This window comes from Pseudomonas sp. PS02290 (assembly GCF_029960075.1).
Classification (GTDB): Bacteria; Pseudomonadota; Gammaproteobacteria; order Pseudomonadales; family Pseudomonadaceae; genus Aquipseudomonas.
Genome location: NZ_JASCOY010000025.1, coordinates 18,689 through 42,242, shown reverse-complemented (window position 1 = coordinate 42,242; position 23,554 = coordinate 18,689). Strand labels below are relative to the sequence as shown.

General features: G+C 59.0%; 18 protein-coding genes. 7 read left to right on the top strand and 11 right to left on the bottom strand.

The features are described 5' to 3' along the window. Positions 1 to 37: 37 nt before the first annotated feature. The 6 genes from QMX88_RS13505 to QMX88_RS13480 all read right to left on the bottom strand — a co-directional run bounded on the left by QMX88_RS13505 (position 38) and on the right by QMX88_RS13480 (position 5,529). On the bottom strand, positions 38 to 463 hold the full coding sequence (locus QMX88_RS13505; protein WP_282370064.1) for a GNAT family N-acetyltransferase: 426 nt from the start codon (positions 461 to 463) through the stop codon (positions 38 to 40). Continuing rightward, on the bottom strand, positions 456 to 1,622 hold the full coding sequence (locus QMX88_RS13500) for a ribosomal protein uL16 3-hydroxylase (RefSeq protein WP_282370062.1): 1,167 nt from the start codon (positions 1,620 to 1,622) through the stop codon (positions 456 to 458). Before QMX88_RS13500 ends, QMX88_RS13505 begins: the two co-directional genes overlap by 8 nt. Before the next feature lie 84 nt (positions 1,623 to 1,706). Next, positions 1,707 to 3,077, bottom strand: a complete 1,371-nt coding sequence (gene purB, locus QMX88_RS13495; protein ID WP_282370060.1) for an adenylosuccinate lyase — start codon at positions 3,075 to 3,077, stop codon at positions 1,707 to 1,709. Positions 3,078 to 3,209: 132 nt separating this feature from the next. Further along, on the bottom strand, positions 3,210 to 3,830 hold the full coding sequence (gene hflD, locus QMX88_RS13490) for a high frequency lysogenization protein HflD (RefSeq protein ID WP_282370059.1): 621 nt from the start codon (positions 3,828 to 3,830) through the stop codon (positions 3,210 to 3,212). After that, on the bottom strand, positions 3,830 to 4,960 hold the full coding sequence (gene mnmA, locus QMX88_RS13485) for a tRNA 2-thiouridine(34) synthase MnmA (protein ID WP_282370058.1): 1,131 nt from the start codon (positions 4,958 to 4,960) through the stop codon (positions 3,830 to 3,832). Before mnmA ends, hflD begins: the two co-directional genes overlap by 1 nt. Before the next feature lie 128 nt (positions 4,961 to 5,088). Next, entirely contained in the window at positions 5,089 to 5,529 is a 441-nt protein-coding gene (locus QMX88_RS13480) for an NUDIX hydrolase (RefSeq protein WP_282370056.1), read from the bottom strand. Between the two features lie 216 nt (positions 5,530 to 5,745). Here QMX88_RS13480 and QMX88_RS13475 point away from each other — a divergent pair, with 216 nt between their 5' ends. Then, positions 5,746 to 10,098, top strand: coding sequence for a fibronectin type III domain-containing protein (locus tag QMX88_RS13475; protein WP_282370054.1), 4,353 nt, complete (start codon positions 5,746 to 5,748; stop codon positions 10,096 to 10,098). Between the two features lie 107 nt (positions 10,099 to 10,205). Here QMX88_RS13475 and QMX88_RS13470 read toward each other — a convergent pair whose 3' ends face one another. Both QMX88_RS13470 and cspD read right to left on the bottom strand, forming a co-directional pair. Then, positions 10,206 to 12,431 (bottom strand): NADP-dependent isocitrate dehydrogenase, encoded by a 2,226-nt coding sequence (locus tag QMX88_RS13470; RefSeq protein WP_282370052.1) that lies wholly within the window; start codon positions 12,429 to 12,431, stop codon positions 10,206 to 10,208. 597 nt (positions 12,432 to 13,028) lie between these two features. Next, positions 13,029 to 13,295, bottom strand: a complete 267-nt coding sequence (gene cspD / locus QMX88_RS13465) for a cold shock domain-containing protein CspD (RefSeq protein WP_282370050.1) — start codon at positions 13,293 to 13,295, stop codon at positions 13,029 to 13,031. A 222-nt stretch (positions 13,296 to 13,517) separates the two neighbouring features. On the opposite strand from cspD, the gene clpS reads away from it, so the two are divergent. Together clpS and clpA are read left to right on the top strand one after the other, a co-directional pair. After that, entirely contained in the window at positions 13,518 to 13,880 is a 363-nt protein-coding gene (gene clpS, locus QMX88_RS13460) for an ATP-dependent Clp protease adapter ClpS (RefSeq protein WP_122536342.1), read from the top strand. Positions 13,881 to 13,909: 29 nt separating this feature from the next. Further along, positions 13,910 to 16,180, top strand: a complete 2,271-nt coding sequence (gene clpA, locus QMX88_RS13455) for an ATP-dependent Clp protease ATP-binding subunit ClpA (protein ID WP_282370046.1) — start codon at positions 13,910 to 13,912, stop codon at positions 16,178 to 16,180. A 291-nt stretch (positions 16,181 to 16,471) separates the two neighbouring features. Here the strand turns inward: clpA and infA are convergent, their stop codons facing one another. The 3 genes from infA to aat form a co-directional block, all read right to left on the bottom strand. Further along, positions 16,472 to 16,690, bottom strand: coding sequence for a translation initiation factor IF-1 (gene infA, locus QMX88_RS13450; protein WP_002553999.1), 219 nt, complete (start codon positions 16,688 to 16,690; stop codon positions 16,472 to 16,474). Positions 16,691 to 16,791: 101 nt separating this feature from the next. After that, positions 16,792 to 17,499 carry an arginyltransferase gene (locus QMX88_RS13445; protein WP_282370044.1) on the bottom strand — a complete coding sequence of 236 codons (708 nt, stop codon included), beginning with the start codon at positions 17,497 to 17,499 and terminating at the stop codon, positions 16,792 to 16,794. Between the two features lie 48 nt (positions 17,500 to 17,547). After that, a complete protein-coding gene (aat, locus tag QMX88_RS13440; RefSeq protein ID WP_282370042.1) occupies positions 17,548 to 18,237 on the bottom strand; it encodes a leucyl/phenylalanyl-tRNA--protein transferase in 690 nt (229 codons plus the stop codon). A 486-nt stretch (positions 18,238 to 18,723) separates the two neighbouring features. Between aat and QMX88_RS13435 the strand changes: the two genes are divergently transcribed. From QMX88_RS13435 to crcB, 4 genes are all read left to right on the top strand, one after another. After that, entirely contained in the window at positions 18,724 to 21,138 is a 2,415-nt protein-coding gene (locus QMX88_RS13435; RefSeq protein WP_282370040.1) for a DNA translocase FtsK, read from the top strand. 76 nt (positions 21,139 to 21,214) lie between these two features. Continuing rightward, the gene (gene lolA / locus QMX88_RS13430; RefSeq protein ID WP_282370037.1) at positions 21,215 to 21,838 is read left to right on the top strand and encodes an outer membrane lipoprotein chaperone LolA; all 624 of its coding nucleotides are present in this window, start codon (positions 21,215 to 21,217) and stop codon (positions 21,836 to 21,838) included. A gap of 18 nt (positions 21,839 to 21,856) precedes the next feature. After that, positions 21,857 to 23,179, top strand: coding sequence for a replication-associated recombination protein A (locus QMX88_RS13425; RefSeq protein WP_192174829.1), 1,323 nt, complete (start codon positions 21,857 to 21,859; stop codon positions 23,177 to 23,179). Further along, positions 23,179 to 23,553: a fluoride efflux transporter CrcB gene (gene crcB, locus QMX88_RS13420; protein WP_282370032.1), complete on the top strand. Its 375-nt coding sequence runs from the start codon at positions 23,179 to 23,181 to the stop codon at positions 23,551 to 23,553. Before QMX88_RS13425 ends, crcB begins: the two co-directional genes overlap by 1 nt. Position 23,554 lies beyond the last annotated feature (1 nt).

Here is a 23,554-nt window from a genome sequence, read left to right as displayed (position 1 = left end):
GTGCGAACGCCGGGGCGCCGGGTGCAGCAATGGGCAATCAGTGCGAGTCGCGCACCATGTCCACGTGGGGCAGGCCGGCTTCGAGGAACTCGTCGCTGACCACGCTAAAACCGAAGCGCTCGTAGAGTGCCGTGGCATGAACCTGAGCGCTGAGCCGCTGCTGTTTCAGGCCGCGGCGCTCTGCTTCGGCGAGGATGGCGGTGATCAGCGCCTCGCCTACGTTCAGCCCGCGCCAGTCTTTCAGCACGGACAATCGGCCAAACTCACCGTCCGGCAACAGGCGCGCGGTGCCCACGGCGTAATCGCCTTCCAGCGCCAGAAAATGCAGAGCGTCTGCATCTTCCGAGTCCCATTCCAGTTCGGGCGGCACCGACTGTTCCGACACGAATACAGCGTCGCGAATGCGCCGAATGTCGGCGTTGTCTTTCTGCCAGTCGGCTACCCGTACGTGGATCTTATTCATCAGCAAACCCCACACTTCCTTGTTTGACCAGCTCACAGAGCAGGTTACGTCCATCGTCATCTGCCAGCCATTGGCCCAGATTGTCGATGTGCAGCGCATCGGCTGCACAGATCATTTTCAACAGTTCGCGCAGATGGCCCGGCAACAGACGGCTCTGACCGCTGGCGAACAGCAGCAGGTCGTCGTCGACTTCCGACCACGCCAGTCGCGCGCTCGGGTTGCGGATCAGCACGGCGCCCTGTTCCAGACTGTCGAGCAGCTCGCTCTCGGCCAGTTCCGGGCCGACCACCAGCTCGGGATAACGAGGCTCGGTCATGAACTGGCCGAACCAGGTCAGCAACAGGCGCTCGTCACCCATGTGCTCGGCCAGCAAGCCTTTCAGGCGGTCGAGGGCATCACGCTGAATCTGGTGCGGATCGCTCACCGGTTGCGCGTCGGCATCGGTGTAGCGTTCTTCTTCAGACATGAACTGGCTGAGGAAGTCCGTGAAGTGGGTCAGCACTTCAGCGGCGCTTGGCGCGCGGAAGCCCACCGAGTACGTCAGGCACTCATCCACGGCGACGCCGCAGTGGGCCAGACGTGGCGGCAGATAGAGCATGTCGCCCGGTTCCAGCGTCCACTCGTCGGTACCCTGGAAGTCGGCGAGGATGCGCAGGTCGGCGTGCTCGAGCAGTTGGCTCTCGGCGTCGCACATCTGACCGATCTGCCAGTGACGCTTGCCGTGACCCTGCAGCAGGAATACGTCGTAGTTGTCGAAATGCGGGCCGACGCTACCGCCCGGTGCGGCGTAGCTGATCATCACGTCATCGATGCGCCAGCTCGGCAGGAAGCGGAAGTTTTCCAGCAGTTCGCTGACTTCAGGCACGAACTGATCCACGGCCTGGACCAGCAAGGTCCACTCACGCTCCGGCAGTTTGCTGAATTCGTCTTCGGCGAACGGGCCGCGGCGCAGCTCCCACGGGCGCTCGCCTTTCTCGATGACCAGGCGCGATTCAACTTCTTCTTCCAGCGCCAGGCCCGCCAGTTCGTCCGCATCGATCGGGCTCTGGAAATCCGGAATGGCCTGACGGATCAGCAAAGGTTTCTTCTGCCAGTAGTCACGCAGGAACTCGCGCGCTGTGATGCCACCTAGGAGGTGAAGAGGGATGTCAGGATTCATGTGTAACCTATTGAAAAAACGAGTTTTTACGACGGGAATAAAAACGCCCGGCTCAGCCGGGCGTTCAGAGCGTGTGCAGTGCGGTCAGATGCGCTTGGCTTGCGCCACGGCGTTGCCGATGTAGTTCGCCGGCGTGAGCTTTTTCAGCTCTGCCTTGGCTTCGGCAGGCATGTCCAGACCGTCGATGAAGGTCAACAGTGCTTCAGGGCCGATGCCCTTGCCGCGCGTCAATTCCTTGAGCTTCTCGTACGGGTTCTCGATGTCGTAGCGACGCATGACCGTCTGGATCGGCTCGGCCAGGACTTCCCAGCAAGCGTCCAGATCGGCGGCGATCTTCTGCTCGTTGAGCTCCAGCTTGCCGATGCCTTTCAGGCTGGCTTCGTAGGCAATCACGCTGTGAGCGAAGCCCACGCCGAGGTTACGCAGCACAGTGGAGTCCGTCAGGTCACGCTGCCAACGGGAGATTGGCAATTTGCTGGCCAAATGCTGGAACAGCGCGTTGGCGATGCCGAGGTTGCCTTCGGAGTTTTCGAAGTCGATCGGGTTGACCTTGTGCGGCATGGTCGACGAGCCGATTTCGCCGGCGATGGTGCGCTGCTTGAAATAGCCCAGGGAGATGTAGCCCCAGATGTCGCGGTCGAAGTCGATCAGGATCGTGTTGTAACGGGCGATCGCGTCGAAAAGCTCGGCGATGTAATCGTGCGGCTCGATCTGCGTGGTGTAGGGGTTGAAGCCCAGACCCAGCTCGTCTTCGATGAAGGCGCGGGCGTTGGCTTCCCAGTCGATGTCCGGGTAGGCCGACAGGTGCGCGTTGTAGTTGCCGACGGCGCCGTTGATCTTGCCCAGCAGCGGCACGGCAGCGACTTGAGCGATCTGGCGTTCCAGGCGGTAAACGACGTTGGCCAGTTCCTTGCCCAGGGTGGTCGGCGAGGCTGGCTGACCGTGGGTGCGCGAGAGCATCGGCACGGCGGCGAAGCGGATCGCCAGCTCGCGGATCGACTCGGCGATTTCCCGCATCAACGGCAGCAGCACGGTGTCGCGGCCTTCGCGCAGCATCAGCGCGTGGGACAGGTTGTTGATGTCTTCGCTGGTGCAGGCGAAGTGGATGAACTCGCTGACCTTGGCCAGCTCCGGCAACTTGGCCGCCTGCTCCTTGAGCAGGTACTCGATGGCCTTGACGTCGTGGTTGGTGGTGCGCTCGATCTCTTTCACGCGCTCGGCATGCTCGAGAGCGAAATCGTTAGCCAGGGCATCGAGGAGGGAGTTGGCATCGGCGGAGAATGCCGGCACTTCAGGGATTTGCGGGTGAGCCGCCAGGCGTTGCAGCCAGCGTACTTCCACCAGGGCGCGGAAACGGATCAGGCCGTACTCGCTGAAAATCGGGCGCAGGGCCTGGGTTTTGCCGGCGTAGCGGCCATCTACAGGGGAAACCGCAGTGAGCGAAGAAAGCTGCATGGGGTGTTCTCGGACTGTCAGGCGACGAAAAGGGGCGCGTATCATACATGAAAATTCCGGTCAGCCGAGGCTGGCTGACCGTTATGACTCGCGCGATGTCAGGTTCGGAGCGGGCTGAATGGGGTTGGCCACTCAGCGGTGAAGCAACGGATACAGTTCTTTCAATAACTTGCGGCGGCTGATGACCAGTTGCCAGCGGTGGCCGCCCACTTGTCGCCAAAGGCGTGCGCAGCGAATACCGGCAAGTAACAGCGCGCGGATTTTCGAGGCATTGTTGGGTTGCTGCAGATTGCGCATGTCGCCGTGGACCTGAATCCGCTGACGCAAGGTGCTCAGGGTGTCCTGATACAGCGCGCCGCTGGCAGCAATGACGTTTTCGTGCGCGATACCGAAATGCTCGACCTGGGATTTGATCTGCGGCAGGCGCTTGCCGATGGTGTCGAGCATGTCCTCACGCTTGGACAGTTGACGTTCCAGGCCCAGCATCGCCAGGGCATAACGCAGGGGTTCCCGTTGCAGCGTGGCCGGATCGCGTTCCAGAGCGCTGGCGAGGGCGCGATAGCCCTCGTGCAGATTCAGGTCGTCGCCACCGAACACGTCCAGCGTGTATTTCGGGTCCATGACCAGCAGCGTGCCCATCAGGCAGCCAACAGCCGCTTCACCGGCCTGGCCGGTCTTGGCGATGCGATCGACCAGCACAGCGGCCTGAAAGACTCCGGCCAGGGCGACAAGTTGTTCCTGAATCGGGGTCATCAACGTGCATCCCTGGTGTGCCACGGCTCGGCGATTTCGATAACGCCGCCGCCGAGGCAGACCTCGCCGTCGTAAAACACCACGGACTGGCCCGGCGTCACGGCGCGTTGCGGTTCGTCGAAGGTGGCGCGATAGCCGGTCTCGGTACGTTCCAGGGTGCAGGTTTGGTCGCTCTGGCGGTAACGCACTTTGGCGGTCAGCTGGCGCGTGCTGCTGAGGTCGATCGGATTGACCCAGTAGATCTCCGACGCGAGCAGGGCGCGGGAGAACAGCCACGGGTGTTCGTTGCCCTGGCCGACGATCAGCTCGTTGTGCTCCAGATCCTTGACCAGCACGTACCACGGCTCATCGCCGGCGTCCTTCAGTCCGCCGATGCCCAGGCCCTGGCGCTGGCCGATGGTGTGGTACATCAGGCCGGCATGCCGACCGATGACCTCGCCCTCGGTGGTCTTGATTTCGCCGGGCTGCGCAGGCAGGTATTGCTTGAGGAAGTCGGTGAAACGACGCTCGCCGATGAAGCAAATGCCGGTCGAGTCCTTCTTCTTCGCGGTCGCCAGCTGGTATTTCTCGGCGATGGCACGCACCTCGGGCTTCTCCAGTTCACCGACCGGGAACAGGGTCTTGGCGATCTGCTCACCGCCGACGGCATGCAGGAAGTAGCTCTGGTCCTTGTTCGGGTCCAGGCCCTTGAGCAGTTCGGTGCGGCCGTCGATGTCGCGGCGGCGCACGTAGTGCCCGGTGGCAATCAGGTCAGCGCCGAGCATGAAGGCGTAGTCGAGAAAGGCTTTGAACTTGATCTCGCGGTTGCACAGGATGTCCGGGTTCGGCGTGCGCCCGGCTTTGTATTCTTCGAGGAAATGCTCGAAGACGTGATCCCAGTACTCGGCCGCGAAATTCACGGTGTGCAGTTTGATACCGATCTTGTCGCACACAGCCTGGGCGTCCGCGAGGTCGTCCATGGCGGTGCAGTATTCCGTTCCGTCGTCTTCTTCCCAGTTCTTCATGAACAGGCCTTCCACCTGGTACCCCTGCTCCATGAGCAGAAGGGCGGAGACCGAAGAATCCACGCCGCCGGACATGCCGACAATGACGCGCTTCTTTTCTGTATCGGAAAAGGCTGAATCAGACATAGGAATTCGATTGGGTAGCAGCAGGAAAGGGCGCGATTCTAGCAGGGAGTCGGCGCCAAGGCTAAAAGCTATTCAGTTGCACAGACGCATGGGATGAGTAGGACCTGCTTCAGCCGGGAAAGGGCCAGTCAGTCGCGTACAACGTCCAGAATGTGAATCGGGCCTGCCAGGTAGTCGTCGATGCAGCGCAATACCAGCTTGCTGCGCCAGCGCTCCGGTTGACGGGCGAGTTCGTCGCGGCTGAACCAGGGCGCGCCGACGATGCCGGTGTCCAGCGCACGTTCGGGGTGGTGCCGCGTTGCTTTGGCCGAAAAGCACACGCGCTGGTAGGTCACGCTATTCGATGGCGCTGTGTACAGGTAAATGCCGACGACGCCCGTCAGTTCGACGTCCCAGCCGGTTTCTTCCAGCGTTTCGCGGATGGCCGCTTCGCGCAACGTTTCATCAGGCTCCAAGTGACCGGCAGGCTGATTGAGCACGAGCTTGCCGTTTTTCAATTCTTCGACGAAAAGGAAACGGCCATCGTCTTCGATGACGGTTGCGACGGTGATGTGGGGGTGCCAGGTCATGGATAGCTCGGAGAATATAAATAAGGTTTCGGAGCATAGCCGCTACAGTGACCTGCCTCAAACCCGTCCTCTTGGCTACCGTTGGTCTTATCCAGCATTTGCTTTTCTTGCCAGGGAAAAATAGTGCTTAACTGAAAGATAAGGTTGTTGTATCAGTGCGCAAGTCCGCATTCATTGAGTGCCGGATAGGGTCGCCCGTTATAAATGGAGAAGTACATGAACACTATGGATGGTGATAAAGGCCGGTCGTGCGCTTGCCGGTATGTAGACGTTATTGAATGGCGACCTATCGTTTTTGGGGTGATACTTCTAATTGGATTAATGCAAAGAGGGTGGGCGGGGCCGCTTGAAGTGGGAGGCGAGCAGCGGGGCAATGCAGTAGCGTCGCCGGAGGTAATATTACAAGCCAAAGACCGCAGTCTTCAGAAACCTGAACCCGACCACGCCGGAGTAGGCAACAGCGCGCCATACATTCGAGATTTTTCCAAGCCCTATAATGAATATGTCTGGGTAACGGCTCATAACGGTTATCTGAATGACCTGGACGAACAGTTGGAGCGAGGTGTTCGCGGATTGATGTGGGACGTTCACCCCTTCAGGCTGGGGGCCTATCCCGACTACTGGACCGAGGCCTATTTGTGTCATGAAACCTTGGGCGGTTATGAGGAGAGTCCGTGCGCTCCTGCATCCAAAACAAGAAAACCATTCAAGGACGAACTGCAAAAAGTCATGCGGTTTCTTGATAAGGAAGAGAATAAATCCGCTGTCGTTACTATATTGCTGCAAGATCGAGTCGAACGCCGATTTATCGAAGAGGCCTTTGCCAGCGTGCCTGGTTTGTCGGACTACGTATTTGATGTAAGAGACTACATTCGCGATGATCATTGGCCAACGTTGCAGCAAATAATCGACAGTCACAAAAGGATCATCTTTTTCGTTGAGAACCTCAATGGTGAGTATCTGACGCCAGCCGGGCCCGTCTACCTGGCGAAGGGTTCGAATTTCAAGGTGGAGAATACCTATGATCTGGGGTCTACAACCTCTGATAACTGGGAGTGTGTTACTCGCTGGTCAGACATCCCGCTGACAACTCCTTACGCCTCGGAAGTCGGGTTTACATCGTGGCCCAGGCTTTTTACCCTGAATCAGTTCCACACGTTGTTTTCCTCCCCCGCCCATGCCGCCCAGATCGACAATAATTTAACGTGGATGGAACACCGGATTGACCGTGCGTGCGCGGTCGCAAATGAGAAACGGTTGATTCCCAACTTCCTCGCTCTGGATTACTCCCAAGTGGGTGATGCGGTCGCCTATGCCGGTGCATTGACCGAGGGCGGCGTCTACTTCTATGAGGATAACAACGGTGTCTCCGAGGCTCATCCAGATTCAACGCTTCACGCAGGTCCCACCAGTGCTTTGAACTCAGACGTCGTCTGCGTCTTGCCCACCAGTGTCGAGTGGGATATTCGCTTAAAAGCTGCAGGGTGCGAGAACGACGAAACACGATCCCTTGCACTTAGGGGTGTCAAGAAAGGCACCAGTATAAAAGTTTTCGATCAACCTAATGCGAGCAAGTCGGACGACTACACCGTCATCAACGTGTTGCGTGACATCGGGCTCAGCGAGCGAGTCGTGGTGGGCAGTTATGAGCGCTCTTACACAAACGCAGATGTAGAGGTGATCTATCACCCTCACAACGGACTTGACGGCAAGGTGTCACACATCATTATCGAGCCCGAGACAGGCAGCATCATGCCTAAAATAAAATTGGCTGACGACAGCGACAATGACGTTTGCTCTGTTCCGGTGGATGCGGCCATTTCATTTGAGTTGGGCGGAAATGGTGATGCTTATGGATGTTCAAACGATGATGCCCAGTCCTTTGTGCTGACGGGGGCTTTAGCCGGCAGCACTATCACGCTCTTTGGTACTAAAGATGTGTCCGAAACCTGTTCGCAGGGTTGCGTCAGATTATTTGTACGCAAGGACATGACCGCTCCCTTCAGCATTGCCAATCTGGACAGATTCGGTGCGAGCACGGAAAGTGCTGACGGATCGGTATTGGCTGTTCGATATGGGGGCGATCAGCAACTGGCGGGCAAGGTCTCTTATATGAAGGTGTCACTGGACAGCTTTACGGGCCAGGACGTCGTGCCAACAAGCGCGGAGGCCGATGGCTCTTTTGGTAGTTGGGGGACTAAAGCTCAGTGCCCGGTCGGCCGGTTTGCCTGGGGGTTCAGTTTGAAAATCGAAAAGAACCAGGGTAGCGGAGATAACACCGGGCTCAACTCAGTCAGAATGTTTTGTTCAGAAGACGCTCAGTCAAACCCGATCGAGAGTGCCGGGGGAAGTTGGGGGGACTGGAGCGCGACGTATAAGTGCACCCCTTCGAACGGGCCGCTCAAGGGTTTTGCCATGAGGACGCTGTGGCCCAGAGATCACAGCGACGAGGTGGTCGCAACCGACCTCATCGGCGTCTGCCAGGACGGTACCCGAATTGGCGGAGCCATGCCTGAAGACTGGGGAGTCTGGAGCAGCGATTTTATCTGTCCTGCGGATCTGTACGCCGCAGGGTTTATAACGCGGCTCGAGGGTTATCAGGGGGAGGGTGACGACACTGCCCTGAACGGCATGAGAATGTATTGTGCCCGCAGCTTTGACGAGGTGTTGCCCACAAAGCCGGTCATACAGCAAGTGACCCCTGGAACGTCTGTGATCTACTGGGACGATTCCGTAAACCAGGATGGCATCGCCGAGTTCGAGATATCGGGTGATGGCCGAGTGTTGGGAAGTACCCACACCAACTTCTATGAATTCAACACGCAAGGCATCAGTGAGGTGTCCGTCGTAGCGGTCGATTTCGATGGCAATCGTTCTGCGCCCTCATCCGTGGCGGTTCCGGCGTTCGATGCCACACCGCCCGCCACGCCGACAGGGCTGAAGGTCGTCAATCACCAGGACGGGTTGTTTGAAATAAGCTGGGATGAGATCGCGGGCTCCGCAAGCAGCCTGGCATATGAGATTTCCTACGATGGACAGGTGCAAGGGGTAACGCCCGAAACGTCGATAGCGATCGACCAAGCTGTAACACCGCTCAACTTCATGCTGGCCGTTCGTGCTCACAAGTTTAATGACACTTATTCGGCGCCCGTATCCCTGTTTATCGACAGGACCCCCCCTCAGTCACCTTCAGACTTGAGTTTCAGTGACCTGCAAAGCCACTCGTTGAAATTGAGTTGGGCCGCGTCGTCTGACGAGACGAAAATGAAGGGGTACGCGGTTTACAGGGATGGCAGCCTGTTGGCCGAGACAGCAGGCACGACATTCACTGTCGAGGGGTTGGAGATCGGTGTGAACTACACCTTCGCTGTCCAGGCCAGGGACGCCGCTGATAACCAGTCAGCTGTTGTTTCTGTGTTCGTTGATCGTGAAGCGCCGTCTACGCCCCGTGACATTGAATACAGCGATGTGACACCGACGTCGCTGAAACTTTCATGGCTTCCCTCACACGATAATGTGGGTGTCGTCGGGTATCGCATTGTGCGGGACGATGGCGCGACCTTCGATACCGAAACCCCCGACTACCACGACACCACGCTTAAACCCCTGACGACTTATCGTTACAGTGTGAGCGCTTACGACGCCAACCTTAACCCATCGCAGCCCACTATGCTTTTGGTGGATCGCGAACCACCGTCAGCGCCGTCCGGGGCCCGCTACAGCGAGGACACAGGCACCACGTTGCTTATCCAGTGGACCGCCTCCACCGATGATGTCGGCGTAACGGGTTACCACATCTACCGAGATGATCTGCCTGAGGCCATCGGTGAAACTGATCTGACGACGTTCACTGCATCGGGCCTGACCCCCGCAACGACCTACACCTTTCACCTGGAAGCGTTCGATGCCGCCGGCAATCAATCTGCCCGCGCCCTGCTGCTTGTTGATCGGGTTGCGCCAGTGCTTGCGCCGTTCTTTTATGCCTATGGCGCGAATGGTGCTGAAACAGACACGCCTCTGTTGAAGTGGGAGGATGCGACCGACGACACCGGCGTGGCCGGCTACCAACTATCGGTGGATGGAAACGTAGTACAAACCGCCAGCGAAAGACCCGTCAAGACCGCCGATCTGGGCCTCAGCACTGGCGAAAACCATACCTTTGGTCTTAGGGCCTATGATGCGGCGGGTAACCATTCAGCCCCTAAGGAGCTCGTGATGTATCACGGCCGCCCCTCGATGCCGATAGACTTAAAAGGCACGTTAATGCCAGGTGGTGGGGTCATCTTCGATTGGGACAGGGGTGATCCGTCAACCACCCGGTATTCAATCCAGACAGACGCAGGGGTTGAGACCGAGCAACCTGACGTTCGATTCCCCACATTGGTCAATGAGGCGCTTGACCCCCCTTCGGTCGCCGTGAAACTAGAGGCCATCAACAGCGAAGGCGCCAAATCGTTAAGTATTTTCTGCAAGAAAACGGATCCAGCCACGCCCACCTTTGACCGCTGTGAGCCCAGTGATTACACGAACACCAGGCATACGCTCAACGTGAAGCCTTCCCGGCCATAGCAATGCCAGGCCGTTTTGCCGGCCTCAGTGACCTGCAAAAAAAAGAAACCCGGCACGAGGCCGGGTTTCGTTTTGCATCCTTGCAGTACTGCGTAGCGCTTACCGTCTTACTTCAACGCATTGATCGCGTCATTCAGGGTCTTGCTTGGGCGCATGGCGTTGCTGGCCAGTTCCGGGGTAGGGAAGTAGTAGCCGCCGATGTCCAGTGGCTTGCCCTGCACGCTGTTCAGCTCGGCGACGATGGTCGCTTCGTTGTCAGCCAGGGTTTTTGCCAGCTCCGTGAACTTGGCTTGCAGCGCCGTATCGTCGGTCTGTGCCGCCAGAGCCTGAGCCCAGTAGGTGGCCAGGTAGAAGTGGCTGCCACGGTTGTCGATACCGCCGACCTTGCGCGATGGCGACTTGTTGTTGTCCAGGAACTGACCGGTGGCCTTGTCCAGAGCAGTAGCAAGTACCAGCGCTTTCGGGTTGTCGTAGACGTTGCCCAAGTGCTCGAGGGAAGCGGCCAGTGCCAGGAATTCGCCCAGGGAATCCCAGCGCAGGAAGTTCTCTTCGTTCAGCTGTTGAACGTGCTTCGGCGCCGAACCACCTGCGCCGGTTTCGAACAGACCACCGCCACTCATCAGCGGCACGATGGACAGCATCTTGGCGCTGGTGCCCAGCTCCATGATCGGGAACAGGTCGGTCAGGTAGTCGCGTAGCACGTTACCGGTCACCGAAATGGTGTCCTTGCCCGCGCGGATACGCTCCAGGGAAACCTTCATCGCGTCGACCGGCGACTGGATGCTGATGTCCAGGCCTGCCGTGTCGTGATCCTTCAGGTAGTGCTCGACCTTCTTGATCATCGCCGCATCGTGGGCGCGCTCAGGGTCCAGCCAGAAAATCGCCGGGGTGTTGCTCAGGCGCGAACGGTTGACGGCCAGTTTGACCCAGTCCTGAATCGGCGCATCCTTGGTCTGGCACATGCGCCAGATGTCGCCGGCTTCAACGTTCTGCTCCATCAAGACCTGACCTTTGTCGTCGGTCACGCGGACCACGCCATCGGTTTCGATCTGGAAGGTTTTGTTGTGAGAGCCGTACTCTTCGGCTTTCTGCGCCATCAGGCCAACGTTTGGCACGCTGCCCATGGTGGTCGGGTCGAAGGCGCCGTGTTTTTTGCAGTCTTCGATCACGGCTTGATAGATGGTTGCGTAGCAGCGATCCGGGATCACGGCCTTGGTGTCCTGCAGCACGCCGTCGTTGTTCCACATCTTGCCGGAATCACGAATCATCGCCGGCATCGAGGCGTCGACGATGACGTCGCTCGGCACGTGCAGGTTGGTGATGCCTTTGTCGGAATTGACCATCGCCAGGGCAGGGCGGGTCGCATAGACGGCTTTGACGTCCGCTTCGATCTGCGCTTGCTGGTCGGCGGGCAGGTCCTTGATGCGGGCGTACAGGTCGCCGATGCCGTTGTGCAGGTTGAAGCCGATTTCTTTCAGGACCTCAGCGTGCTTGCTCAGCGCTTCCTGATAGTACTCGGCGACGAACTCGCCAAACATGATCGGGTCCGAGACCTTCATCATGGTGGCTTTCAAATGCACGGAGAACAGCACGCCGAGCTTCTTGGCGTCTTCGATTTCACGGGCCACGAAAGCGCGCAGGGCTTTCTTGCTCATGACCGCGCAGTCGATGATCTCGCCCGCCAGTACTGACGTCTTGTCCTTCAGCACGGTGGTGCTGCCATCTTTGCCGATCAGCTCGATCTTCACGGCGCCAGCGGCTTCGATCAGCGAGGATTTTTCGCTGCCGTAGAAGTCGCCATTGTCCATGTGCGCCACGTGGGACTTGGAGTCCGCAGACCAGGCGCCCATTTTGTGCGGGTGCTTGCGCGCGTAGTTCTTGACGGAGAGCGGCGCCCGGCGATCAGAGTTACCTTCACGCAGCACCGGGTTCACGGCACTGCCTTTCACTTTGTCGTAGCCAGCCTGGGCAACCTTGTCGGCTTCGGTGACGACTTCATCCGGATAGTTCGGGATGTCGTAGCCCTTGGCTTGCAGTTCCTTGATCGCGGCCTTCAGTTGTGGAACCGAAGCGCTGATGTTCGGCAGCTTGATGATGTTGGCTTCCGGCGTGGTCGCCAGTTGGCCCAGCTCTGCCAGATCGTCGGACACCTTCTTGTCACCCAGGCGCTCGGGAAAGCTGGCGAGGATACGGGCTGCAAGCGAGATGTCGCGGGTTTCAACGGCGATGTCAGCGGAGGCGGTGAACGCTTCGATGATAGGCAGCAGTGAGTAGGTGGCGAGGGCTGGCGCTTCGTCAGTGAAGGTGTAGATGATCTTCGAGCGGTTGGACATATTCGGGATAACTCTCTTCTTTGCTGAGCGTACACAAAATTTCGAGATGCGCAGGGTAGGCACTTTCGCCCAAAGTATCGATGAGCCGAAAGTCGAGAATTTCGTCGCGTGATAGGGGGTGCATCAGTCGAGCGTCAAACGGTCGGACCCGGGTAGCGGTCCGGCCTGTCGAGGGCTGAAAGCCTGGGTTCAGGTGGTTCGGCCCCCAATGACCCAACGGTCACCGGCGCTGAGTATATCACTGCACCCGGCCATTACTACGGTACTCGTGTGACGGCTTTGCGGTGCCCGGGACGATTGCGCAGGTCTCGGGATGCGTGAGGATTCCCCGGGAAAACCGTGCAGCCCTTGCGCCACGGGGCCTGCGGCAACCTGTCGCAGTTAGCGGGTGTGAATCCGTCCCGACGCGTAACGAGGCGGATTTCGACTAAAGGAGCACCTGGGCCACAGTTGCGTTGGCTCGCTTCCCTATATAGATGCACGATAGATGCGCGCAACGGGGCAGCGAAGGCACAAAAAAAGCCGGCCAACCCTGATGGATTGACCGGCTTATCGAATCTCGCGCTTGAACGGTCCGGCTCAGGCGTGATTGTTGCGCTATGCCCGCTGTTCCTCGGGTTGCCTCTCGTGATGAGGGACGGCCTGATGGTTATCAGCGGAGATCTTCGCGCTGATTTTAACGGCGTGAAGACCTTTCGGTCCCTGGATGATTTCGAAATTTACCGGCTGTCCGGCCTTCAGGGTTTTATAGCCATCCATACTGATCGCCGAGTAGTGTGCAAACAGGTCCTCGGACTTGCCATCTTCGACGATGAAGCCATACCCCTTGGCGTTGTTAAACCACTTGACCTTACCGCTTAGCATAGTCACATCCCTCTGCAAAGGACTCCGATGGGAGTATCATCACCTCTCATCCGCCGGACCTAAAAAATTTTGGTTGACTGCGCGGACCCTTTTTACCCAATGTGGGTTCTATTGTTTGTAACACCGATTGGCCGATAGTCAAGGTCAAGCGGCGGTCCAGTTGAAAACCGGTATCACCGCCACCACTTATTTCAATCACGTCCTCTGTGAACCTTCTTTACCATGCATGCAATCAGCAAGATTCGACTAACATTCAATCAGGATGACCCGCATCCCCATGAGGACGATGCGTCGGGCACCGCTGTACAGGAAGCCAAGCCGATATTGCAGGTGCCGCCTATGTACAAGGTGGTTTTGTTCAACGATGACTACACCCCGATGGATTTCGTTGTCGAAGTGCTCGAGGTGTTTTTCAACCTGAATCGTGAGCTGGCGACCAAGGTCATGCTGGCCGTCCATACAGAGGGACGGGCCGTTTGCGGATTGTTTACCCGCGACATCGCCGAGACCAAGGCTATGCAGGTCAACCAGTACGCCAGGGAAAGCCAGCATCCGCTACTCTGTGAAATCGAGAAGGACGGTTAACGCCGGACACTTGGGTATGAGGTGAAGCTATGTTAAACCGTGAGCTCGAAGTCACCCTCAATCTGGCTTTCAAGGAGGCCCGCTCTAAACGTCATGAGTTCATGACCGTCGAGCACCTCCTGCTGGCCCTATTGGACAATGAGGCTGCCGCCACCGTACTGCGTGCCTGCGGCGCAAACCTCGACAAACTCAAACACGACCTCCAGGAGTTCATCGACTCCACCACGCCGCTGATCCCCGTGCATGACGAGGATCGCGAGACCCAACCTACACTCGGCTTCCAACGCGTTCTTCAGCGTGCGGTTTTCCATGTGCAGAGCTCCGGCAAGCGAGAAGTCACTGGCGCAAACGTGCTGGTGGCGATCTTCAGCGAGCAGGAAAGCCAGGCAGTGTTCCTGCTCAAGCAGCAGAGCGTTGCCCGTATCGATGTCGTCAATTATATCGCCCACGGTATTTCCAAAGTGCCGGGGCATGGCGATCAATCTGAAGGTGAGCAAGATATGCAGGATGACGAGGGCGGTGAGTCTTCTTCCTCAGGCAATCCTCTGGATGCCTATGCGAGCAACCTGAATGAGCTGGCCCGTCAAGGCCGCATCGATCCGCTGGTAGGGCGCGAGATGGAAGTCGAGCGCGTCGCCCAGATTCTCGCGCGGCGCCGCAAGAACAACCCGCTGCTGGTGGGCGAGGCCGGGGTGGGTAAAACCGCCATTGCCGAAGGCCTGGCCAAACGCATCGTCGACAATCAGGTGCCCGATCTGCTGGCCAACAGCGTCGTGTACTCCCTCGACCTGGGCGCACTGCTGGCCGGTACCAAATACCGTGGCGATTTCGAGAAGCGCTTCAAGGCGCTGCTCGGCGAGTTGAAGAAGCGTCCGCATGCGATCCTGTTCATCGACGAAATCCACACCATCATCGGTGCCGGCGCTGCCTCCGGTGGCGTGATGGATGCGTCCAACCTGCTCAAGCCGTTGCTGTCGTCGGGTGATATCCGTTGCATCGGTTCGACCACGTTTCAGGAATTCCGCGGCATCTTCGAAAAAGACCGTGCGCTGGCCCGTCGTTTCCAGAAGGTCGACGTCTCGGAGCCGTCTGTCGAAGACACTATCGGCATTCTGCGCGGTCTGAAGGGCCGTTTCGAACAGCATCACAATATCGAATACAGCGACGAAGCCCTGCGTGCCGCTGCCGAACTGGCATCGCGCTACATCAATGACCGTCACATGCCCGACAAGGCCATTGACGTGATTGACGAGGCGGGCGCCTATCAGCGGCTGCAACCGGTGGAAATGCGCGTCAAGCGCATTGAAGTGCCGCAGGTTGAAGACATCGTCGCGAAGATCGCGCGGATTCCGCCGAAGCACGTCAACAGCTCCGACAAGGAGTTGCTGCGTAACCTGGAGCGCGACCTGAAGCTGACCGTGTTTGGTCAAGACGCAGCCATCGACTCGCTGTCCACCGCGATCAAGTTGTCCCGTGCAGGCCTCAAGTCCCCGGACAAGCCTGTCGGTTCGTTCCTGTTCGCAGGTCCGACCGGTGTCGGCAAGACCGAGGCAGCGCGTCAGCTGGCCAAGGCTCTGGGTATCGAGCTGGTGCGTTTCGACATGTCCGAGTACATGGAGCGTCACACCGTATCGCGTCTGATCGGTGCGCCGCCGGGCTATGTCGGTTTTGATCAGGGCGGTCTGCTGACCGAAGCCGTCACCAAACAGCCGCATTGCGTGCTGCTGCTCGATGAAATCGAGAAGGCGCACCCTGAAGTCTTTAACCTGCTGCTGCAGGTGATGGACCACGGGACGCTCACCGACAACAACGGGCGCAAGGCGGACTTCCGCAATGTGATCGTGATCATGACCACCAACGCCGGTGCTGAAACGGCCGCGCGCGCTTCGATCGGTTTCACCCATCAGGATCACTCCTCTGATGCGATGGAAGTGATCAAGAAGAGCTTTACGCCGGAATTCCGCAACCGTCTGGATACCATCATTCAATTCGGTCGCCTCAGCCATGAGGTTATCAAGAACGTGGTGGACAAGTTCCTCACCGAGCTTCAGGCGCAATTGGAAGACAAGCGCGTATTGCTGGAGGTGACCGACGCGGTGAGGGATTATCTGGCCGAGGAGGGTTACGACGCAGCGATGGGTGCACGCCCGATGGCACGTCTGATCCAGGACAAGATCAAGCGTCCGCTGGCCGAGGAGATTCTGTTCGGCGAGTTGTCCGAGCATGGCGGTGTGGTACACATCGACATCAAGGACGGCGAGATCTCGTTCGATTACGAAACCACGGCTGAACTGGCCTGACGCTTCGGTTATTGCAACAAACCTGAAAGGCGCCGATTGGCGCCTTTTTTGTTGGGTGCGAACGTGCAGAACCCTGTAGGAGTGAGCTTGCTCGCGATTGCGATTTGTCTGAGACACATTAGGTGACTGACACGAAGCAATCGCGAGCAAGCTCGCTCCCACATCTTTTGCAACGTGCCGCGTTCTGACGGACCGAGTGAGCCGCTTTTTGCGGCTTGCCGTGAGCGGGTAGGGTGAATCTCGCGCACACAAAAACGCCCGGCATGAGCCGGGCGTTTTTGTTAAGACCTGTTAGCGGGCGCGGTAAGTGATGCGCCCTTTGCTCAAGTCGTAGGGCGTCAGCTCAACGCGGACCTTGTCGCCGGTAAGAATGCGGATGTAGTTCTTGCGCATCTTGCCGGAGATGTGCGCGGTTACGACGTGCCCATTTTCCAACTCCACACGGAACATGGTGTTGGGCAGGGTGTCGACGACAGTGCCTTCCATTTCGAAGCTGTCTTCTTTCGACATGCAGTAAAGCCCTCGGTATCCAATGAATGGCCCGGTGCAAACGGCAGCCAGGCAAAAGCGGGCTGCATTGTGCCCGAAAATTGAGGTTTAAGCCAAGGGCTTCAGTAAAGAGTGACCCATCTTTGATTGGTGAGCAGCTCGATGGGGCGATATTGGGTCTTGTAATTCATCTTTTTGCAGTTCTTTATCCAGTAGCCGAGGTACACGGCATGCAATTGCATGCGTGCGGCTTCGGCGATCTGCCAGAGAATCGCGTAACGCCCCAGGCTGCGGCGCTCTTCCGAGGGTTCGTAGAACGTGTAAACGGCCGAAAGCCCGTTGGGCAGCAGGTCGGTGACGGCCACGGCGAGTAGCCGGCCTTCCAGGCGAAATTCGTAAAACCGCGAGAACGGCAGGTCCCGTACCAGGAACGTGGAAAACTGGTCGCGACTTGGTGGGAACATATCGCCGTCCGCATGGCGCTGCTCGATGTAGCGCTGATACAGATCGAAGTACTCCTCACTGAAATGCGGCTTGGTGCTCGTCACTTCGAGGTCGGCGTTCCTTCTGAAAATACGTTTCTGCTGACGATCAGGCACGAACAGCCCGACCGGAATGCGCGCAGGCACGCAGGCGCTGCAGTTCTGGCAGTGCGGACGGTACAAATGATCGCCACTGCGGCGAAACCCCATGTCCGAGAGATCGGCATAGACCTGGACGTCCATCGGCTGGCTGGGGTCGAGAAACAGCGTGGTGGCTTGTTCCTCGGGCAGGTAGCTACAGGAGTGGGGTTGAGTGGCATAGAACTTCAGCCGCGCCAGCTCGGTCATGATCAACCCTCGAGAAAAACCTTGAGTTAAGAGTGTATGCCAGCCGACTCAAACTCGCCTAGGCAGCCAGTCGGCGCAAGTGCTCTTATCCAGATGTTCGCGCAGACAGTCGGCGAAGGTCTGCCGTGGAATCGACCGAGCGCCAAGGCTTAGCAGGTGCTCGGTCGGCATCTGGCAATCGATCAGGACAAGTCCCCACGTTTGCAAATGTTCGACCAGCGTCGCAAAGCCGACCTTTGAAGCGTTGTCGGCGCGGCTGAACATGGATTCGCCAAAGAACAACTGGCCCATGGCCAATCCATACAAGCCGCCCACCAAGGCGTCGCCCTCCCAGACCTCAACGCTATGGGCGAACCCACGCGCGTGCAGTTCGATGTAGGCCGCCTGCATGGAGTCGGTTATCCATGTGCCGTCTGCGTAGGCCCGAGGTTCGGCGCACGCTTGAATGACCGCCGGGAAGTCCTGATCGAACGTGACCCGATAACGCCCCTGGCGCAGCAACTTGCCCAGACTGCGCGACACATGCAGTTCATCCGGAAACAGCACGGTACGCGGGTCCGGCGACCACCACAGAATCGGCTGGCCCTGCTGATACCAGGGAAAACAGCCATGGCGGTACGCAGCGATCAGGCGATCGGCAGACAAATCGCCGCCGCCGGCCAACAGTCCGTTGGGCTCGCGCATGGCTTTTTCCAGCGCAGGAAAATCAAGGGTGTCGCGTTGTAACCAGGTCAGCATGGCATCCAGCCTTTACGAGAGGGGAGGGGAGTCAGCGCGGGTCGTCATTGCGAATTGCAACTCCGTGCTGCAAACGGGGTCACAAGCCGCCTGATCGAACCGGGATGTCGGACCGCTTGATTTCTTCATTCCAGCATGGCCTTTTGACAGTTCAAGGAACCAGTAGCTACGCGTCATAAGCCTTTGTCGGCAAAGAAAATGCGTGCCGCAATTGTCTGCGGCCGTCGAAGCTTGAAGATCGGCAAGCTCCGCGCCAGACTAACGTAGCGCGCGGCGCGCAAATCCGTACAATGCCGATGTTGTTTAACCTCATTTCAAGTCACCTGTCGAGCGTGCGTTATCGCAGTCGTGTTTTCCCCGGTGGTCATGCTGACCGTCGGACCGATATTCAGGCCGATGTTCGGGAAAGGCACTGCCATTTCGTCAAGGCAGTCGTACACAGTCAATCATCAGATGTTCGCGCTTGCGCGCAGGAATTGAAGCGTTTTGAAGAAATCCACCATAGCACCCACCCCCGTTCCGCTCTGGCGGCAGCACCTGCACTACCGGCTCAAGGAAGGTGCACTGATCGCGTTCGGCGCGCTGTGTCTGTATTTGATCATGGCGCTGCTGACCTACGATCAGGGCGATCCAGGCTGGAGCCACACAAGCAGCTCAAGCAATTCTGCCCAGGTTCAGAACGCCGCAGGCTTCGCCGGTGCTTACTCTGCCGACATCCTGTTCATGATCCTCGGCTACTTCGCCTACATCTTCCCGCTGTTGTTGGGGATCAAGGCCTATCAGGTTTTCCGCCATCGCCATGAGCCGTGGCAGTGGAGCGGCTGGCTGTTTTCCTGGCGCATGATCGGTCTGGTGTTTCTGGTGCTGGCCGGCGCTTCGCTGGCGCACTTGCACTTTCATTCGGCATCGGGCCTGCCGGGTTCTGCCGGTGGCGTGCTGGGCGAAGTGCTGGGCGATCTGGCCAAGCGCGCGCTGAATGTTCAGGGCAGCACGCTGCTGTTCATCGCCTTGTTTTTGTTCGGTCTGACCGTGTTCACCGATCTGTCCTGGTTCAAGGTCATGGACAACACCGGCAAGATCACCCTGGACCTGATCGAACTGTTCACGGGCTCGCTCAACCGCTGGTGGACCGCGCGCAACGAGCGCAAGCAGATGGTGGCTCAGCTGCGTGAAGTCGACATGCGTGTCGACGAAGTGGTCGCGCCGGTTGCCCCGGATCGACGGGAGCAGGCCAAAGCCAAGGAGCGCCTGATCGAGCGCGAACAGGCGTTGACCGAGCACATGGCCGCCCGCGAGAAGCACGTGCCCGCCGTCATTGCGCCGGCACCTCCACGGGCACCGGAGCCGAGCAAGCGCGTACAGAAAGAGAAACAGGCGCCGTTGTTCGTCGACAGCGCCGTGGAAGGCACCTTGCCGCCGATTTCGATCCTTGACCCGGCAGAGAAAAAGCAGCTCAACTATTCGCCTGAATCCCTGGCAGCGGTGGGTCATCTGCTGGAGATCAAGCTCAAGGAATTCGGCGTCGAAGTCACCGTGGACTCGATTCACCCCGGCCCGGTGATTACCCGTTACGAAATCCAGCCGGCTGCCGGCGTGAAAGTCAGCCGTATCTCGAACCTGGCGAAAGACCTGGCGCGCTCCCTGGCAGTGACCAGCGTCCGTGTGGTCGAGGTCATTCCCGGCAAGACCACCGTTGGTATCGAAATCCCCAACGAGGATCGTCAGATCGTGCGTTTCTCCGAGGTCCTGTCGACGCCGGAATACGACGACGCGAAATCACCGGTCACCCTGGCGCTGGGTCACGACATCGGCGGCAAGCCGGTCATTACCGACCTCGCCAAGATGCCGCACCTGCTGGTCGCCGGTACCACCGGTTCCGGTAAGTCGGTGGGCGTGAACGCGATGATCCTGTCGATCCTGTTCAAGTCCGGGCCGGAAGACGCCAAGCTGATCATGATCGACCCGAAAATGCTCGAGCTGTCGATCTACGAAGGCATCCCGCATTTGCTGTGCCCGGTGGTGACCGACATGAAAGACGCCGCCAACGCCCTGCGCTGGTCGGTGGCTGAAATGGAACGCCGCTACAAACTGATGGCCAAGATGGGCGTGCGTAACCTGTCGGGCTTCAACCAGAAAGTGCGCGAAGCGGAGGAGGCTGGCACGCCGCTGTCCGACCCGCTGTACCACCGCGAAAGCATTCACGACGAAGCGCCGCTGCTGACCAAGCTGCCGACCATCGTTGTGGTGGTGGACGAGTTCGCCGACATGATGATGATCGTCGGCAAGAAGGTCGAAGAACTCATCGCCCGTATCGCCCAGAAGGCCCGAGCAGCAGGCATCCACTTGATCCTCGCGACCCAGCGTCCGTCGGTGGACGTGATCACCGGCCTGATCAAGGCGAACATCCCGACGCGCATGGCGTTTCAGGTATCGAGCAAGATCGATTCCCGGACCATCATCGATCAGGGCGGCGCTGAACAACTGCTCGGGCACGGCGACATGCTCTACATGCCGCCGGGCACCAGCCTGCCGATTCGTGTGCACGGCGCGTTCGTATCGGACGAAGAGGTTCACCGCGTGGTCGAGGCGTGGAAGCTGCGCGGCACGCCGAACTACAACGATGACATCCTGGCCGGCGTCGAAGAGCCGGGCAGCGGCTTCGACGGTGGCGGTGGCGGCGGTGATGGCGAAGACAGCGAAAGCGATGCGCTGTACGACGAAGCCGTCAAGTTCGTGCTGGAAAGCCGTCGTGCGTCGATCTCTGCGGTGCAGCGCAAGCTGAAGATTGGCTACAACCGCGCCGCGCGGATGATCGAAACCATGGAAAACGCGGGCGTCGTGACGCCGATGAACACCAACGGCTCGCGCGAAGTGATTGCGCCAGCCCCTGTGCGTGACTGACACTTCCCGGTCACGCGTTACCGGGAGTCGCCACCGCGGCGGCGCCCGGCTTCAACCACACTCAAAGAGGAATCCCATGCGTCTTATCCGCATGCTGTTGGTATCTGCACTGGCTTTTTCCGCTGTCTCGGCCCACGCCGACAGCAAGGACGTGGCGCGCCTGACCCAACTGCTGGAAAATTCGAAAACCTTGAGCGGGCGTTTCTCCCAGCTCACCCTCGACGGTGGCGGCACCCAGTTGCAGGAAACCGCCGGCGAGATGACCTTGCAGCGCCCGGGCCTGTTCTACTGGCACACCGACCCGCCGCAGGAGCAAACGATGGTCTCCGACGGCAAGAAGGTTTCCCTGTGGGACCCTGACCTGGAGCAGGTCACCATCAAGACCCTCGACCAGCGTCTGACCCAGACCCCAGCACTGCTGCTGTCCGGCGATGTATCAAAAATCAGCGAAAGCTTCGACATCACTGCCAAGGAAGCGGGTGGCGTGATCGACTTCGTGCTCAAGCCTAAATCCAAGGACACGCTGTTCGACAGCCTGCGTCTGTCGTTTCGCAACGGCATGATCAACGACATGCAACTGATCGACAGCGTCGGCCAGCGCACCAATATCCTGTTCACCGGCGTCAAGGCCAACGAGCCTGTCGCGGCGAGCAAATTCCAGTTCCAGATCCCGAAAGGCGCTGACGTCATTCAGGAATAAAAGGGGTTCGCCTGTTTCATGGACCTGTTCAGCACTGAACCGATCGCGCAACCGTTGGCCGCCCGCCTGCGAGCGACCAATCTGGACGAGTACGTCGGCCAGCAGCACCTGCTCGCCCACGGCAAGCCACTGCGTGAAGCGCTGGAGCAGGGCGCGCTGCATTCGATGATTTTCTGGGGACCGCCCGGCGTGGGCAAAACCACGCTGGCGCGGTTGCTGGCGAAAGTCTCCGACGCGCATTTTGAGACGGTGTCGGCGGTGCTAGCGGGGGTCAAAGAGATTCGGCAGGCCGTAGAGATCGCCAAGCAACAGGCGGGTCAGTACGGCCGCCGGACCATTCTGTTCGTCGACGAAGTGCACCGCTTCAACAAGTCGCAGCAGGATGCGTTTCTGCCCTATGTGGAAGACGGCACGCTGATCTTCATCGGCGCCACCACTGAAAACCCGTCATTCGAACTGAATAACGCGCTGCTCTCCCGCGCCCGGGTCTATGTGCTCAAGAGCCTGGACGAAGGGGCGTTGCGTCAGTTGGTCAACCGCGCGCTGACCGAAGAGCGCGGGCTGGGCAATCGGCATCTGACGCTGGGCGACGAGGCGTTCACGACGCTTCTGGCGGCAGCGGATGGCGACGGCCGGCGGATGCTCAATCTGCTGGAAAACGCCTCGGACCTGGCCGAAGACGGCAGCGAAATCGATCCCGAATTGCTGCAAAGCCTGCTCGGTGACAGCCGTCGCCGTTTCGACAAGGGCGGCGAAGCCTTCTACGACCAGATTTCCGCGCTGCACAAATCCATTCGCGGCTCCAACCCCGATGCCGCGTTGTACTGGTTCGCGCGGATGATCGACGGCGGCTGCGATCCGCTGTATCTGGCGCGGCGCGTGGTGCGCATGGCCAGCGAAGACATCGGTAACGCCGATCCGCGCGCCTTGCCGCTGTGCATGTCGGCGTGGGATGTGCAGGAACGCCTCGGCAGTCCGGAAGGCGAACTGGCCGTGGCCCAGGCCATTGTGTATCTGGCCTGTGCGCCGAAGAGCAACGCCGTGTACATGGGTTTCAAAATGGCCATGCGCGAGGCCACCGAGCACGGTTCGCTGGAAGTGCCGCTGCACCTGCGCAACGCGCCGACCAAGCTGATGAAACAGCTCGGCTACGGCGAAGAGTACCGCTACGCCCATGATGAGCCGGATGCCTACGCGGCCGGTGAAGACTACTTCCCCGACGAACTCGAACCGCGTCAGTATTATCAGCCGGTTCCCCGAGGCCTTGAGCTGAAGATCGGCGAAAAACTCAAACACCTGTCGGCGCTCGACCGCGCCAGCCCTCGTCAACGGAGAAAATAGTGATTCAGTTGATTCTTGCCGTGTCCGCCGGTGGCGTGGCTGGTACATTACTGCGTTTCGCGACGGCTAACGTGGTCGCTGCGAACTGGCCGCGCTATTTCTACACAGCAACGCTCGCCGTGAATCTGGTGGGCTGCCTGCTGATCGGTTTGCTCTACGGGCTGTTTCTGATCCGCCCGGAAGTCCCGATCGAAGTGCGCGCCGGATTGATGGTGGGAGTCCTTGGAGGCTTGACGACCTTTTCGTCTTTCTCACTGGACACGATTCGCCTGCTTGAAAGCGGCCAGGCTCCCCTGGCCATTGGTTACGCCCTCATCAGCGTACTGGGCGGGCTGCTCGCGACATGGGCCGGCCTGTCTTTGACCCGAATTTAAT

Bases quoted from the DNA above. Each gene is read 5' to 3' on its own strand.
- cspD (WP_282370050.1), bottom strand. From the start codon at position 13,295: ATGCTAAGCGGTAAGGTCAAGTGGTTTAACAACGCCAAGGGGTATGGC.
- mnmA (WP_282370058.1), bottom strand. From the start codon at position 4,960: ATGTCTGATTCAGCCTTTTCCGATACAGAAAAGAAGCGCGTCATTGTC.
- purB (WP_282370060.1), bottom strand. From the start codon at position 3,077: ATGCAGCTTTCTTCGCTCACTGCGGTTTCCCCTGTAGATGGCCGCTAC.
- QMX88_RS13500 (WP_282370062.1), bottom strand. From the start codon at position 1,622: ATGAATCCTGACATCCCTCTTCACCTCCTAGGTGGCATCACAGCGCGC.
- QMX88_RS13425 (WP_192174829.1), top strand. From the start codon at position 21,857: ATGGACCTGTTCAGCACTGAACCGATCGCGCAACCGTTGGCCGCCCGC.
- clpA (WP_282370046.1), top strand. From the start codon at position 13,910: ATGTTAAACCGTGAGCTCGAAGTCACCCTCAATCTGGCTTTCAAGGAG.
- QMX88_RS13445 (WP_282370044.1), bottom strand. From the start codon at position 17,499: ATGACCGAGCTGGCGCGGCTGAAGTTCTATGCCACTCAACCCCACTCC.
- aat (WP_282370042.1), bottom strand. From the start codon at position 18,237: ATGCTGACCTGGTTACAACGCGACACCCTTGATTTTCCTGCGCTGGAA.
- clpS (WP_122536342.1), top strand. From the start codon at position 13,518: ATGCATGCAATCAGCAAGATTCGACTAACATTCAATCAGGATGACCCG.
- infA (WP_002553999.1), bottom strand. From the start codon at position 16,690: ATGTCGAAAGAAGACAGCTTCGAAATGGAAGGCACTGTCGTCGACACC.
- QMX88_RS13480 (WP_282370056.1), bottom strand. From the start codon at position 5,529: ATGACCTGGCACCCCCACATCACCGTCGCAACCGTCATCGAAGACGAT.
- QMX88_RS13470 (WP_282370052.1), bottom strand. From the start codon at position 12,431: ATGTCCAACCGCTCGAAGATCATCTACACCTTCACTGACGAAGCGCCA.
- QMX88_RS13505 (WP_282370064.1), bottom strand. From the start codon at position 463: ATGAATAAGATCCACGTACGGGTAGCCGACTGGCAGAAAGACAACGCC.
- lolA (WP_282370037.1), top strand. From the start codon at position 21,215: ATGCGTCTTATCCGCATGCTGTTGGTATCTGCACTGGCTTTTTCCGCT.
- hflD (WP_282370059.1), bottom strand. From the start codon at position 3,830: ATGACCCCGATTCAGGAACAACTTGTCGCCCTGGCCGGAGTCTTTCAG.
- QMX88_RS13475 (WP_282370054.1), top strand. From the start codon at position 5,746: ATGAACACTATGGATGGTGATAAAGGCCGGTCGTGCGCTTGCCGGTAT.